Here is a 15,159-nt window from a genome sequence, read left to right as displayed (position 1 = left end):
AGGTGAAACATTGAAAAAAATTCTAATTAGTATTGTTCATGGCTATCAACGCTTTATTTCGCCTTTATTTCCGTCTAGATGCCGTTATTATCCAACTTGTAGTAGTTATATGGTAACGGCACTTAAAAAGCATGGCGCCATTAAGGGTTCGATTATGGGGATTGCTCGCATATTGAGGTGCCATCCATTTGTAAAGGGTGGCTATGATCCAGTTCCAGATCATTTTACGATTTTTAGAAATAAGGCTGCTCGTGATGAGTACCGTAAATCAATGCACCTGAAGAGTTTGGACAAGAAGGGTAGAATGAATGAGTAAGGCTAATAAGAGTATTAATGTTGAAATAAAGGATAATACCGATGCAAATGGTGAGGCAATTTCCGAGCTGTTTATTGGTAAGAAGCTGATTGGGACAATTAAACAAGTTGAGACCAATAAGTTTCAAGCAACCAATACCCACCAAGAAGAATTTCATGTCAAGACTTTTGATGAAGGAGTTACACTGTTAATTAAAGATTTCCACCTTCATCATTAATCACAGACTCATCATGAGGAGGTTTATTTTTGGATACCAGTCGAAAGAACACAAAGGATAGTGATTCTCGAATTGACTGGGGAATCATTTTCTGCGTTCTGATGCTTGCATTAATTGGGTTGGCTTCAATTTACGTTGCGGCCAGTCATGATTCAAGTGCCACAAGCGTCCTTAAACAAGTGGTTTCTCAGTTGGTTTGGTATGTCATCGGAATTATTGCGGTGGTCATTATCATGCAATTTGACTCAGAACAATTATGGAAAGTTGCACCAATCGTCTACTGGGCTGGCATATTATTACTGGCAAGTGTCTTGGTATTATACAGTCGAGTTTATTTTTTGAATACTGGTGCAAAAAGTTGGTTTTCACTATTTGGTTTAACATTTCAGCCGTCCGAGGTTATGAAACCGGCGTACATTTTAATGATGGCAAGAGTGATTGTTCAGCATAACGACGATCATCCGATTCGCAGCGCCCAAAGTGATTGGCTGTTATTAGGTAAGATGTTGCTTTGGACAATTCCAATTGCCGTTTTACTTAAATTGCAAAATGATTTTGGAACGATGCTGGTTTTCTTTGCCATTTTAGGTGGCATGATTATTGTTTCCGGGATTACTTGGAAGATCATTTTGCCATCGGTCACAATTATTTTCGGAGTTGCAGGAACGGCTTTAGCATTAGTTATCCCGGAATCTGGTAGACGGATTTTGGAAAAAGTCGGTTTCCAAGCTTATCAATTTGCCCGAGTTGATACTTGGCTTCATCCGGCATCTGATACTAGTAACCAAGGTTATCAACTTTGGCAAAGTATGAAGGCAATTGGGTCTGGTGGTATTTTTGGAACTGGATTTAATCAGTCTCACGTGTATGTGCCTGTTCGAGAATCTGATATGATTTTTTCAGTCATTGGAGAAAATTTTGGCTTTTTTGGAAGTTGTATTTTGATTCTCTTGTATTTCTTATTGATTTATCAAATGATAAAGGTTACATTTGATACTAGGAATGTGTTTTACGCTTATATCTCGTCCGGAGTTATTATGATGATCTTATTTCACGTCTTTGAAAATGTCGGGATGAGTATTGGATTGTTACCATTAACCGGAATCCCACTTCCATTTGTCAGTGCCGGAGGTTCAGCACTGATTGGAAATATGATTGGAATTGGGCTGATTATGTCAATGCAGTACCATAATAAGAGTTATATGTTCGGAGAAGATAAAGAATTCTCATAAAAGGGTGGATTATAATGGACAAAAAGTATTATTGGACAGATGAAGATAATGGTGTTGTAACAGTTGGATTAACTGAGGACGGTCGAAATGAATTAGGAAATATTACGTTTGTTTCGATCCCTAAAGTTGGGACACAATTATCAACAACTGATTCATTACTTAATGTTGAAGCAGATAAGGCCGTTTCAGATATTCCAAGTCCAGTCGCTGGTAAGATTATTGACGTGAACAAAAAGGCTGAGGATGATCCTTCAGTTTTAAACGGGGCCGATAAAACAACATCATGGATTGCTAAAATTCAAAAGTAGTTTTTGAACTAACTAAAAAAGATCATGGGGCAAGCGAGTTGTTGTCCATGATCTTTTTTAATTTGGAGCTATTTTCAGAGATTAACAGCGAGTTGAATGAAATGTGGATACTTAATGTTCCGGAGTAAACAGTTTCAATTAATCAATGTGCGCTATATACTTGGTTTGTAAGTAATTGCAATCTAATAAATATGGGGGGCGTTATTTTGAAAGAAAAAAGTGTATTTCATGTTAACGGCTACGCTGGTTTAATTGGTGTTTTAATCATTATTATTGGTGGTGCCTACTTGCTATGGCAAGGGAGTCAAGAAAATGCGATGGGAATGATTATCCTCGGTGCAGTCATCGTGATTTTAGATCTATTGTTTGCCAGTTCTCTGACAATTATTCAACCAAATGAGGCGAAGGTGTTAACATTTTTCGGTCGATACATCGGAACCATTCGAACCTCTGGTTTATTTATGACAGTTCCATTAACAAGCAAACAAACGATTTCATTGCGGGTTCGCAACTTTAACAGCTCGATTATCAAGGTTAATGATTCGAAAGGGAACCCTGTTGAAATTGCTGCCGTTATCGTCTATAAAGTTGTTGATTCTGCTAAAGCAATTTTTAGTGTTGAGGATTATGAACAATTTGTCGAAATTCAAAGTGAATCGGCGATTCGGCATATTGCCAGTCAATATCCTTATGATAGTTTTGATGAGGCGACAGATATTTTAACGCTGCGAGGAAATTCAACTGAGGTTTCAGAGGCATTAAAAAAGGAGTTGCAGGAACGGCTTGATGTTGCTGGCTTGGACATTATGGAAACAAGATTGACTCACTTGGCATATGCTACTGAAATTGCTAGTGCTATGTTACAAAGACAGCAAGCAACCGCAATTTTATCCGCACGACAGATCATTGTTCAAGGTGCTGTTGAAATTTCCGAAGAAGCTGTTAAAAAACTTCAAAAGGAGATCAGCATTGAAATTCCGGATCAGCAAAAGATTCAGATGATCAATAACGTTCTAGTCTCCATTATTACAGAACGTGGGACACAAAACGTGATCAATACCGACAAGATAGAGTCGTGACGAACGATTGCTGGATCAGCATACCCACTGTGCATTTAAGCTGATAATTGGTTGGTCTCACTAACTCATTTTTAACAATACCTTAGGGAACTCAAATGAAATGGTTTTGAATTAACGATTCTGATTGTTAATTCAAAACCATTTTTTATTGACATTTTTATTTGTTACATATATAGTTACTTACATAAGTAATTAACCAATGGAGGAAATTATGACAAACGAAATTGTTAAAACAACCAATTTGCACAAAATTTATGACAAAAACGGGGCTAAACCTTATGAAGCCTTAAAAGGGATCAGTTTTACAGTTAAGCAAGGAGAATTTGTCGGCATTATGGGTGCCTCAGGCTCTGGTAAGACAACTCTGTTAAACATTATGGCAACACTTGACCAGCCAACTAGTGGCACGGTCCAGATTAGCGGTGAAGATGTCACCCATTTAACATCTAATCAAATGGCGGATTTTCGATCTCGTCATTTAGGCTTTATTTTTCAAGATTTTAATTTACTTGAAACCCTGACGACCAGTGAAAACATTGCACTGCCATTATCTTTGCAAAACGTTAAGACTTCTCAAATTCAACCAGCTGTTGATAAAGTTGCCAAACAGCTTGGGATAGACGAATTATTGTCTAAATATCCGAATCAGCTTTCGGGTGGTCAAAAGCAACGGGTTGCTGCTGCGCGGGCTCTGGTTTCAAATCCATCAATTATTTTTGGCGATGAACCGACCGGGGCCCTTGATTCCAAGAATGCTCGTGAATTACTGGATACGATGACTTCGATTAACAAAAAAGGGGTGTCGATTTTATTAGTTACTCATGATCCGTTTTCTGCCAGTTTTTGCCAAAGAATCATGTTCATTAAAGATGGCAAAATTGGTGACGAACTTTCGGCTCAGGGCAAAAGTCGAAATGAATTTTACCAAGAAATTTTAAATAAATTGGGCACATTTGAGCAATAAGAAAGGAGAGATAAAATGAAGTTTAAAATTTCACTTGCTGGTCTTAAGGCGCGTTGGAAAGATTATTTGGTTCTATTTTCCGGTATGCTAATGACCACGGCAATTTTTTACATGTTTGAAGCTGTCTCAACAAATAATGCGTTTACCACTGCGAGTCGAGTTGGTCAAAATGCAAAATTTGTGTTCATCTTTGGATCTGTGCTGTTGTCACTCATCACAATTGTCTATATTTTTTATGCCAACAATTTTTTGATGAGTATGCGGAAACATGATTATGGCTTATTTATGATGTTAGGTGCTAAGCCTTCGGTGATTAGCCGTTTAATTATGACAGAAACACTAATAATTGGGGTCGGTTCAACCGTCATTGGGATTATTTTAGGCTGGGGATTGACAAAGGGAATCAGCGGTTTGCTTGTCAGCCAGTTGGATATTACACTAACGCATTTTCACGCCCTTTATGTTCCTGCCATTCGGGCAACCTTTATCCTTTTCATCATTCTGTTTTTGATTGCCGGTTCGTTGAATGCAATTACTTTTTTCCGGACGTCGGCACTTCAATTGCTAAAATCGCAACAGCAAAGTGATTGGAAGCCCGCTAAAAAGTCAATTTTGGCGATCGAAGCACTTCTTGGGGTGGCATTATTAGCCGGTGGTTACTACGCGATGTATGATATTGAAGAGCTAAAAATTATGTCAATTCCAATTGGGCTGGTGACAATTGTACTGGGAACCTATTTTGTATTCAACTCATTTTTTATTATGTTACTAACAATACTTCAACGGTCATCAATTGGTAAAAAAGGACTTAACAGTTTTACAATTGCGCAGTTGAAATTTCGAATTAAGGATTATACCAAAATCCTTTCGGTAGTATCATTATTGTTTGCACTTGCATTGGGTGCAATCACGGTGGGGATTGGATTCCAACAAATGGCTCCTAAATTAGCGGCTGGGAATAGCCCATATGCGTTAGCTTTGACAAATCCAACTCATAAAATGAGGTCAATGATCAACAATTTGGATCACGCAACCCAAACCACTTATCAACAAAAGGTTGTCGGGAAAACCGTTTATTACCGGCAACAGCAACTTAAAGCACAGCCGTTAAAATATGCCTATTTTAAAAGCAATGACGTTGCAAAAGCTGCGGTTAAGTCAATTGGCCTTAATGAACTGAGAGACCCACAATCTGAAGAATATCTAAGCGCTCAAAGATTGCAGGCACCTCAGTTTCAGTCTTTTCAGTTAAAAGCCGTTTCTGATGACAACTTTAATCATATACAGGCACAGCCTAAACAATTGCTGGTTGTTGCTGTAACGGATATGAATTCGCAGAGTAAACAATTAACGAAAATTTTTAATCTCGAGAGTCAAAGAACCAGCTCTAAATATATTGAGATGTTACCTGGTTCGTTCAGCATCTATCAACAGGTTAAGGGAATCTTTGCCAGTGTTCAATTTATGGGGATTTTTCTTGGAATTGCATTCTTGGCGATGCTGGCGAGTTGCCTGATGTTTAAGATTCTGAGTGGCACGACAACTGATAAGCGGCGTTTTGAAATGTTGAATAAAATTGGGACTAAAAAATCAGCTTTGAGGCACTCGATTATGATTCAAGTCTTTGGCCTATTTGGACTTCCGGCAATTCTTGGCTTGATTGATGTTGCTTTCGGTCTCCAAATGTTTGAACAATCAAATATGTTATATGGTTCTTATCAAATATTTAGTTGGTCTGCAATTGCCTTTGTTGTGTTATATTTAATTTATTATGGTTTAACAGTCCTGATTTATTCAAGAATTGTTGTGCCACGGACGAAAGTCGAAAAGTAAAAAAATAAAGTGGTGGGATGGTGTCGAATGCAATTTGAATTTAATAGTGCTGAGCCGATTTACCGCCAAGTCGCTGAACAAATTGAGGACGCAATTGCTTCTGGCGGGTTTGAGGAAGGCCAACAAATCCCTTCAACAACTGAGGTTTCCAAGGAGTTTCATATCAACCCGGCAACCGTTTTGAAGGGAATGAATATTGCGGTATCTAAACAATTAATCGAGAAGCGTCGTGGATTGGGAATGTTTGTGACTAGTGGTGCTCAAGGCAGAATTTTAGCCGCTAAGCGAGACAGCTTTTATGAAGAATTTGTGGTTAACTTAGTTAAGGAAGCACGGAACTTAAATATTTCAGAAGATGACTTATTAGCGTTAGTAAAGCGAGGTTACGATCAATGAGTGTGTTGGAAGTCAATCATGTATCAAAGTCATTTGGTTCAAATACGATTCTTCAAGATATTAATTTAGCATTTGAGGAAAATAAAATATATGGACTACTAGGAAGAAATGGTGCTGGCAAAAGTACATTACTGAATATTATGACTAATCGAATCTTTCCAGACGCTGGTGATGTAAAACTTGATTCGGAAAACATCAACGATAACGATACAAAATTAGGCCTAATGTATTTAATGAGCGAGGTTAATTTATATTCAAATGGTACGACACTAAAACAGATTATTAGTGATACCGAATTAATGTACGGTGATTTTGATCATTCGTTTGCAGCCCGCCTGATTGATGAATTCGGGATTGATATTAATCAGAAATTTGGTAAATTATCGACTGGTTATAATTCAATTTTTAAGCTCATTTTAGCGCTCTGCGTCCCAGTTAAATTTGTGTTACTTGACGAACCTGTCTTAGGCTTGGATGCCAATCATCGTGAGCTCTTTTATTCTGAGCTTATTCAGTCATATTCTGACAATCCACGAACGTTTATTATTTCAACACATTTGATTGAGGAAGTAGCTAATATTATTAGTGACGTCATTGTTCTTGACCAAGGCAGGATCATGTTGGATCAACCCGTTGAAGATGTGCTTGCGAAGACTCACTCCGTTGTCGGCCCGGCCAAAGATGTTGAACGATACACCAAGGGATTGAATGTCATTGGTCATGATACAATGGGAACCATTAAAGCTAATTATGTTTATGGTGATTTAGATGATCGACCTTTACCAGATACCGTTCAACTATCTAATTTCGACTTACAGAAGTTATTCATTTTCCTGACAAATAAGTATGAAGGGAGCATGCATAGTGAAAACTAATCAAGTGACGAAGTACTTATTTAAGAAGCAAATCGTGTTACTGGGAGAATTATATTTGTTCGCTTTTGCAATAATATTTCTCCTGCCATTGCTTTTGTCGGTTATTTCTGGAACATTAAGTGACTATTCATTTGTTGGCCTGTTAAAGGGCGCTCATATTGCAGCGTTATTCGGTATTTTTATGATCGCAATTTCAACGCTATCCTATGAGAATTTTAAGTTTCTTATTCAAAATGGTATTTCTAGGAAAACTTTTTTCGAAGCACAATTAACGGTATACGGCATTCTTATTTTAATTGGAAATACGATTAACTTGTTTTATGATTATCTAATCGTAGTGCCGCTCACACACGCAAGTACTTTTAACACGTTCATGTCACTTTATGCAGATTTTTTTGATAATCCGTTTGTTAGTGTGACGTTTAACTTTATCTTTAGCGCGTTACTATTAGTTTTTGGCGCGTTGGCAGGAATGACTGTCGGGAGTTTTATGACACTCTTTTCGAAGCTGACCCAAAGAATTATTTTAATTGCGACGCCTGTCGTTGGTGTTGTCACGATGGCTTATGTTGCCAATGCAACCAACAACGCTCATTATCAAATGAGTTGGGTCGTCAACTTTGCTAAATTTATTATTGGCGAAAATGGCAATGATGTCCTCAATCCATTTCCAATGATGGGATTTCTACTGGTTCTTAGTGCCATCATGATTGTCATTATTCGGTATTTATTTGCCAAAAAGCAGTTGAAAAAAGCGTAATACAACAGATTATCTTTACAAGGAGTGTGTCCCCAATATTATTAGTGGGATGCACTTTTTTGTTGTTAAAAGTTGCTTTTTATTCGGTGTAAATGAATGTTTTCTAAGAGCACCATTAAAACATGCTGTATTTATTCCGTAGGATACGTTTACATGGTATAATGAGGTTTCTGAAATCTATACGAATAGGATGAGAAATCATGGAAAATAACAAAAAGCTCCACGTCGGCCTAATCTTCGGTGGTAATTCTTCCGAACATGATGTTTCCAAACGTTCTGCACATAATATTTATGATGCAATGGATAAGAGCAAATATGACGTTAGCTTGTTTTTGGTTACCAAAGGTGGGTACTTCCTGGGTCATGATGCTTCTTCTCGAGTTTTTGATGGTGAGCCCGAAGACGAAGTAGCTAAACAGGAACTATCCAAATTGGACAAGCGTAATCCGTTGGCGCCAATTTTGAATTTAGGTGAAGTTTCTGACATTGACGTTTTCTTTCCGATCATTCATGGTAATTTAGGAGAAGATGGGACAATCCAAGGGTTATTACGGTTGTTGCAAAAGCCTTACGTTGGTTCCGGCGTTTTGGGTTCCGCAATGTCCTTTGATAAAGACATTACTAAGAAGATTTTGAAGATTGCCGGTGTTCCAACAACCCGATACAAATTATTAACACCACTTACAGCGGAAAGATATACGTATGAGCGTTTGAGTAAAGAACTAGGAAGTATTTTATTTGTTAAACCTGCTAATCAAGGTTCATCCGTTGGAATCCATAAGGTAGAGAGTCAAGAGGCGTATTCTGAAGCAATCCGGGATGCATTCCGATATGATAGTAAAGTATTAGTTGAGGAAGCCATCGAGGGACCTGAGGAACTCGAAATTTCAATTTTGGGTAATCATCATCCAATCGCTTCTAAAGTTGGGGCCATTAAAGTACCTGCCAGTGATGCCTTTTACACGTATGATAATAAATTTGTGGATGCCAGCAAGGTTGAATTTGATGTGCCGGTTTCAATTCCAGTGGCGTTGGCCCAGCAACTCACCAAGATGGGCTTAGATTCTTATCGTGCACTTGGACTTAAAGGAATGGCACGAATTGACTTTTTAGTATCACAAGATGGTAAGCCTTATGTCAGTGAAGTTAATACACTTCCCGGGTTTACTAACATCAGTTTGTACCCGCAGTTATTTGCTGCTTCAGGGATTTCATACTCAGAGTTGATTGATCGGTTAATTCAACTTGCAAACGAGGAGTTTGAACGGCAGTCAAAGATTCTTTATGATTTCAAACCATTGCCACCAAAGGATCAAGATGTTGACAATAAGTAGCCGATAATCATTGCTGTGATCTGATGTTTTTCGATTGTTGGCCTTTCATTGAAACACAGTTTGAGATGGGGGTTATACACGGAAAATGATGCTGAGTGGGACAAAGGGCGGTTTAACTTCCAAAGTGCAATTAAATATTGGGAGAATTCGGTTGCACGGCGGGAAATGGCCTTTGAGGTCACGCTTTTGCATGGTAATAATCATGATTACACAAAACGGGGCTGGACAAAATCATTTTTGTCTCAGCTCCGTTTTTGATTACCAAAAAAGTGAGCTAAACGATTGATTGTTTTGGAGGAAACGATGGATAAAGTAACGTCACAACGATTTATTTACGTATTAGTGGTGATAATTTGCATAACAGCTGGGTTACAGAAAGCTATTTCGTTCACTTCACGGTCTGAACCAGTAGTTTTTTGTTTCACTATTTTTGCGATCTTATTTATGGGGTTGTTGTATTTTGGCCTTTTTCAAACGACTCGGCGTTCTCTTAGTGGGATGATCAAATCGAAGCTGGCTTTTTTATTGACTTATATCTTATACCTTGGTTTGGGATTACCGTTTGGCTTATTGGGATTTAGCAGCATCATTGAAGATTCATTGCCTTTGTCTGGCTCCCAGTTTACATGGCTTACAATTAATCGACGGCCACTAGTATTTATTCTGGGTGGATTAGAATTAATTGGAATTGGAGTTGCGATTTATTTGCGGGGTTATTTAAAAGCCTTGTTTACCCAAAATAGTGATCATCCAATAAAAGTCTTAAAGTTGACCTTTCGCAAGGGATCAGCGAAAGATTTGTTAAAATGGTCATTATTTGGTTTGCTATTAATGATCGTGGTAACGGGAATGATCATTGCGGTTGCTTGGCTAAATTCAATGATTAACAACCACATCGTGTTTTTTGTTTCGGCAGGAATCCTTACTTTTAGCTTGGCTTTAATTGAAATTTTGTTTATTTGCCGATTATTAGAAATTAGAGTGATCAATTTCAAACCCTCTTTTACATTGTTTGTGTTGGCGTTTATTTCGCTTGTCTTGATGTGTTTCTTTAATGGTCAAGTTTCTAGCTACCAAGCAACCAAACCGATGAATCAAACCATTATTATTCATCGTGGTGTGATTAACCATAACAGTCAAGCCAATACTATTAGCGCGTTAAAGAAAAATAGTCGCTATCATTTCCCATATGTAGAAATGGATATTCAAGAAACCATGGATCATCACTTTATTTGTGCCCACGATGATGCCGTTAAAATTCCCGGCAAGGGGCTTAGGGATATTAATGACCTAAGATTGGCAACAATCGAGAAATATCATCACGTCGAGGTGTTTGGCAATTATTTGCGCGTTGCCAATCGTTTACGACAGCCGTTAATTATTGAACTAAAAGTGACCAACAATTCTGATCCCAAGATGGGGGATCAATTTATTAATCAGTTTAGGTCAGAATTGATTAAACAGCATCATCAGGTTCATTCCATTGGATACAGATATCTTCAACAAATTAAACGGCGGGAGCCTCAAATTCGAGTTGGGTTGGTAACCATGCTGAATTTTAGTGATCTCAATCGGTACCAAGTAAATTTTTATACATTACAACATATTACTTTAAATGCGCGGGTAATAAACGCGATTCATAAAACCAATCGGCCTATATATGCATGGACAGACGATCACCAACTTTCCATGAAGCGGATGTGGTTAATGGGGGTAAATGGTCAAGTAACTGATCAAGCTGTCAAATTAAAGCAACTTTCACTTAAACCACAGCGGGATGAATGGGTGCTGATTTTAAACTTATTAGTGGATTATCTGTAAACTTCCGTAGTTAGTATACAGGAGGTGTCAACAATGACCAACAGATGTTCATGGGCCGAGAAAAGTCCCGAGCTACTCATTTATCACGATACAATTTGGGGCAAGCCAGTCAAAAGTGCTGCCGGTCTATTCCGCGGATTGAGCTTGGAAATTATGCAAGCGGGTTTGACGTTTCAAACGATACTTAAATATGAGGAAGGATTAAATGAAGTCCTTCACCATTTCTCGATTAACTACCTGGCACAGCTAAGTCCAGATGACGTTGACTTGATTTGTGAAAATTCAAAGGTCATTCGGAATCATCAAAAAATTGCTGCAATTGTTCACAATGCTAAGATGCTACAAGAAAATCCAAGCCAATTGGTTGAGATGACTTGGGATCCTGTTCATTTCACCCAACTTGACCATTATTTAGTAACACCGCTTCATCCTGACGACTATCGGTATTTTATTCAACCGTACGTGAAAGCATTTAAACAGCTTGGATTACAGCGGATTGGTCCCGTTACGACTTATAGTTTTCTGCAAGCTATTGGGGTAGTAAATGATCATTTGTTAGCTTGTCAGTTTAGAAATTGATAAGATGAGCATTAATGAGATTTTGAAAATAATTCTTGCAGATTTTCTTTAATTATCATATGATAATAAAGCTGTATAGTTAACGAATTAGGGAAAGGAATAAGGTATTAGACATGACTACGATGATTAATGGGTCAGCGATCCGAAAAGCGCGTAAGGCGAAAAAAATGTCACAAGCTGAACTAGCCGCTGATATCTGTACCCAAGCAACCATCAGCTCAATTGAAAACCAAAATTCTTACAAAAATCTAGATATTCTTTGCAAGGTCTGCCATCGCTTGGATCTCAAAATTACGGATGTGACTCATAATTCTCGTTATGGTGACCGATTATTTTCATATATTGAAGATGATATGCGTCGCCACTGTTATCTGCAGGCGAATGAGAGAATTGGTCGGGTTTCCTTTGAAAAATTAGAAACACAACTATCAAAAGGGAAGTACTATTGTTATCAGGGATATGCCAGCTTGTATATTGATGATGATATCGAAGAAGCCGTTTATAATTTTAACTTAATGTTATCTCAATATTCGCAGTCGGAATTAGCTTTTTATCGGGCATGGTCTAATTTAGGTTTGGGATTAGCTTATCAAAAGAGTGGTAAGGAGGATCGAACGGAGCGATTTATTGAGGAAAGTATTAAAATTTTAAATCAAATTAAAAATGATGATAAAGTTGACTTTTTTGCAATTGTTGATTTATACATTGATATTATTGCGGTCCAAGTTGAGCTTGAACATTATGAGCGGGCGTTGGATCTTTGTAAGAATATATTAAATCGTTTAACTAAATCAAATTCAATTTATAAAATTGACATCTTGGAAGAATTAGAATCCAAGTGTTTGTACGCACAGGGTCAAATTGTGCAAGGGACAATGAAACAGTTTGCTGCAATGTTTGTTGCCGAGTTACGTGGAAACACCGCCTTGTCAGATAAAATTCTTAAACAAAATCAGGCTCACATTGTTGAGCTGGTAAAAAAAGAACTTGCAAAAAATCTTGGTGATTCAGTGATGGTCAAGTGAAAGCGTGATTATGGGCTATTATTGTTCTGTTTCGTTGGATGATGGCATTAATAACATTACTAATAACTGTTTTTGGAATTTATCTTGAAAAAAATGGTTCATGACGTCTTGTCATGAACCATTTTTTAGTTGCGTTATTTTTATTAATCAACACGTTTGCTTGGATTAACAGCTGGTTTGTTATTCAAGTCAGTTCTGACAACCAAGACGTCACAAATTGCGGTTCGGGTAACGTACTCAGTCACTGATCCAATCAGCAATCGCTCCACAGCATTCAAGCCCGTTGCGCCAATCATAATTAAATCAATGTTAAGATTTTGAGGAATATCACGTGCAATGACCGTTTTCGGTGCACCGTATTCGATCGAGTAGTCCACATCGGTGAGACCTGACTGTTTAGCTTCATCAACGTACTTATCAAGCGTCTGTTTAGCAGTATCAGTGACTTGTTCCACCATTGACGTGTCAAAGCTGGAAATGTTTTGGAATGCTCTAGTATCAACAACGTGAACTAAGTGAAGTGATGCATTATTACGCAGTGCAACTGCTACACCTTTTTTAAAAGCTAATTCTGCCTCATACGAGCCGTCCACTGGGACTAGAATTTGTTTGTATTGTTGTAACATTGTGCCCACCCCTTTATTCATCTATTAACTTAATTGTACGTTATTTTCACTTAAATACAAAGAAATAAATTCACTTATCGATTCTGCCGACTTATAATTCCCATGATAATAATTTCTATAAGTGTTCCGGTAACCGTTGTACATAGCAGAACAATTAATATTAAGATATCGTTTTGGAGAAATAAAGCAATCAATCCAAGAATAGCCAAAATGATAAAAGTGAATCCACCAAATTTGGTTGTTTTTTCAAGTTGCGGATTATCCCGCACGGGGATGTTGAATAATTGCTTGTTGAGATGGGAAAGCAGGTAATAGCCAATAAATAGGGCAATTAGAATTGCAATCCCAACCAGAATAGTAATGATCATAGTGTTTGTCACTCCAATGCTTGATTAGTGTCTTGATGACTGTCTGAGTTTAAAGTATTGAACCTTGAAGGCTGATTCGAATTTACCATTATCTTTAGGATAGTAATATTCAGCGTCTTTAATCTTGTCCGGCAGGTATTGTTGTTTTACCCAATCGTTTGGAAAGTCGTGAGGATACTGGTACGTAACCCCCCGGCCAAGTTTTTTAGCTCCCTTATAGTGAGCATCTTTGAGGTGGAGGGGAATTTCCCCATAATTGCCGGCCCGAACGTCCTTCAACGCATTATCAATAGCTGTCATCGCTGAATTGGATTTAGGACTCAAACAGAGTTCGATAATGACGTTGGCTAACGGAATTCTTGCTTCAGGAAGTCCAAGTTGTTTGGCAGCATTGACTGCCTGCACTGTTCGTTCACAAGCGCTGGGGTTGGCTAAGCCAATATCCTCATAAGCAATCACCAGTAGTCGCCTGATAAGTGAAATTAAGTCGCCCGACTCAATTAATCTTCCGGCATAGTGTAAGGCGGCGTCTACGTCTGACCCTCGGATTGATTTTTGAAAGGCGGAAATGACATCATAATGGGCATCACCGTTTTTGTCAGCACTTAGCGCTTTTTTCTGGAGACATTCTTCAATGATGGTCTGAGTGATGTGAATGTCTCCGCTCTTTTTATCTGGCTCGGTTGACTTCACTGCCAGTTCTAATCCATTTAGTGAACTCCGTAAGTCTCCGTTGGTTGCGCGGGCAAGGAAGTCAAGAGCAGTGGCCGATAATTGAACAGGGTAGTTGCCAAGCCCGTTAGCCTTGTCTTTTAAGGCTCGTTTAACTGCCAGTTTGATATCGTCAGGGGTCAGTGGGTGGACTTCGAAAATCTGGGCTCGACTACGAATGGCCGGATTAATGTTAATATAGGGATTTTCGGTAGTTGCTCCGATCAAAATGATTGAGCCACTTTCAAGCAGTGGGAGAAGGAAATCCTGCTTGGTTTTATCTAGTCTATGAATTTCATCAAGTAATAACACGACTGTCCCGCTCATTTTGGCTTCCTCAGCCACAATTTGGAGGTCCTTTTTAGTATCGGTAGCAGCATTCAAAACTCGAAAAGCATATTTAGTTGAACCGGCAATCGCACTTGCAATGCTGGTTTTTCCGGTACCAGGGGGGCCGTAAAGGATCATGGATGATAACATTTTTGCTTTCACCATGCGACTAATAATTTTTCCAGGGCCGACCAAGTCTTGTTGGCCAACAATGTCTTCAATTTTTGTTGGTCTCATCCGATAAGCCAAAGGTTGTTGCATCAGGAAGCTCCTTTCTAAACTTTTATAGAATTGATCAGGTTTGATTCGCGTAAAATAAATTATAACATCTGTCAATCATGATTGAGTGCTATTGTGAATAATGATTGAAAATTAATCCAACCAA

The 15,159-nt window shown here is 38.3% G+C and carries 17 protein-coding genes; 14 read left to right on the top strand and 3 right to left on the bottom strand.

Translation table 11 applies throughout. The features are described 5' to 3' along the window. The first annotated feature begins 10 nt into the window (after window positions 1-10). From yidD to FC85_RS01825, 14 genes are all read left to right on the top strand, one after another. Complete coding sequence (gene yidD / locus FC85_RS01895; RefSeq protein ID WP_083484857.1) at window positions 11-316, top strand: membrane protein insertion efficiency factor YidD; 306 nt, start codon at window positions 11-13, stop codon at window positions 314-316. Beyond that, on the top strand, window positions 309-533 hold the full coding sequence (locus FC85_RS01890) for a DUF2969 domain-containing protein (RefSeq protein WP_057863877.1): 225 nt from the start codon (window positions 309-311) through the stop codon (window positions 531-533). Before yidD ends, FC85_RS01890 begins: the two co-directional genes overlap by 8 nt. Before the next feature lie 29 nt (window positions 534-562). Continuing rightward, entirely contained in the window at window positions 563-1,765 is a 1,203-nt protein-coding gene (locus FC85_RS01885; protein ID WP_057863876.1) for an FtsW/RodA/SpoVE family cell cycle protein, read from the top strand. A gap of 14 nt (window positions 1,766-1,779) precedes the next feature. Then, window positions 1,780-2,073: a glycine cleavage system H family protein gene (locus FC85_RS01880; protein ID WP_057863875.1), complete on the top strand. Its 294-nt coding sequence runs from the start codon at window positions 1,780-1,782 to the stop codon at window positions 2,071-2,073. A 206-nt stretch (window positions 2,074-2,279) separates the two neighbouring features. Next, the gene (locus FC85_RS01875) at window positions 2,280-3,152 is read left to right on the top strand and encodes an SPFH domain-containing protein (RefSeq protein ID WP_057863874.1); all 873 of its coding nucleotides are present in this window, start codon (window positions 2,280-2,282) and stop codon (window positions 3,150-3,152) included. A 211-nt stretch (window positions 3,153-3,363) separates the two neighbouring features. Continuing rightward, window positions 3,364-4,116, top strand: a complete 753-nt coding sequence (locus tag FC85_RS01870; protein ID WP_057863873.1) for an ABC transporter ATP-binding protein — start codon at window positions 3,364-3,366, stop codon at window positions 4,114-4,116. A gap of 15 nt (window positions 4,117-4,131) precedes the next feature. Beyond that, window positions 4,132-5,949 carry an FtsX-like permease family protein gene (locus tag FC85_RS01865; protein WP_057863872.1) on the top strand — a complete coding sequence of 606 codons (1,818 nt, stop codon included), beginning with the start codon at window positions 4,132-4,134 and terminating at the stop codon, window positions 5,947-5,949. 27 nt (window positions 5,950-5,976) lie between these two features. Continuing rightward, window positions 5,977-6,345, top strand: a complete 369-nt coding sequence (locus FC85_RS01860) for a GntR family transcriptional regulator (protein WP_057863871.1) — start codon at window positions 5,977-5,979, stop codon at window positions 6,343-6,345. Then, window positions 6,342-7,220: an ATP-binding cassette domain-containing protein gene (locus tag FC85_RS01855; RefSeq protein WP_057863870.1), complete on the top strand. Its 879-nt coding sequence runs from the start codon at window positions 6,342-6,344 to the stop codon at window positions 7,218-7,220. Before FC85_RS01860 ends, FC85_RS01855 begins: the two co-directional genes overlap by 4 nt. After that, window positions 7,210-7,980: a hypothetical protein gene (locus FC85_RS01850; protein WP_057863869.1), complete on the top strand. Its 771-nt coding sequence runs from the start codon at window positions 7,210-7,212 to the stop codon at window positions 7,978-7,980. Before FC85_RS01855 ends, FC85_RS01850 begins: the two co-directional genes overlap by 11 nt. Before the next feature lie 200 nt (window positions 7,981-8,180). After that, window positions 8,181-9,314 carry a D-alanine--D-alanine ligase family protein gene (locus FC85_RS01845; protein ID WP_057863868.1) on the top strand — a complete coding sequence of 378 codons (1,134 nt, stop codon included), beginning with the start codon at window positions 8,181-8,183 and terminating at the stop codon, window positions 9,312-9,314. A gap of 303 nt (window positions 9,315-9,617) precedes the next feature. After that, on the top strand, window positions 9,618-11,135 hold the full coding sequence (locus tag FC85_RS01835; protein ID WP_057863866.1) for a glycerophosphodiester phosphodiesterase family protein: 1,518 nt from the start codon (window positions 9,618-9,620) through the stop codon (window positions 11,133-11,135). Window positions 11,136-11,168: 33 nt separating this feature from the next. Beyond that, window positions 11,169-11,714 carry a DNA-3-methyladenine glycosylase I gene (locus FC85_RS01830; RefSeq protein WP_057863865.1) on the top strand — a complete coding sequence of 182 codons (546 nt, stop codon included), beginning with the start codon at window positions 11,169-11,171 and terminating at the stop codon, window positions 11,712-11,714. A gap of 113 nt (window positions 11,715-11,827) precedes the next feature. After that, window positions 11,828-12,739 (top strand): helix-turn-helix transcriptional regulator, encoded by a 912-nt coding sequence (locus FC85_RS01825; protein ID WP_057863864.1) that lies wholly within the window; start codon window positions 11,828-11,830, stop codon window positions 12,737-12,739. 143 nt (window positions 12,740-12,882) lie between these two features. Here FC85_RS01825 and FC85_RS01820 read toward each other — a convergent pair whose 3' ends face one another. The 3 genes from FC85_RS01820 to FC85_RS01810 form a co-directional block, all read right to left on the bottom strand. Beyond that, window positions 12,883-13,365, bottom strand: a complete 483-nt coding sequence (locus tag FC85_RS01820; RefSeq protein ID WP_057863863.1) for a universal stress protein — start codon at window positions 13,363-13,365, stop codon at window positions 12,883-12,885. Between the two features lie 74 nt (window positions 13,366-13,439). Next, complete coding sequence (locus tag FC85_RS01815; RefSeq protein ID WP_057863862.1) at window positions 13,440-13,733, bottom strand: hypothetical protein; 294 nt, start codon at window positions 13,731-13,733, stop codon at window positions 13,440-13,442. Between the two features lie 24 nt (window positions 13,734-13,757). Then, complete coding sequence (locus tag FC85_RS01810; protein ID WP_057863861.1) at window positions 13,758-15,035, bottom strand: replication-associated recombination protein A; 1,278 nt, start codon at window positions 15,033-15,035, stop codon at window positions 13,758-13,760. Window positions 15,036-15,159: the final 124 nt, after the last annotated feature.

Origin of the sequence: Lentilactobacillus diolivorans DSM 14421 (assembly GCF_001434255.1) — a bacterium.
Classification (GTDB): Bacteria; Bacillota; Bacilli; order Lactobacillales; family Lactobacillaceae; genus Lentilactobacillus; species Lentilactobacillus diolivorans.
This window is presented reverse-complemented; position numbering and strand designations above follow the sequence as displayed.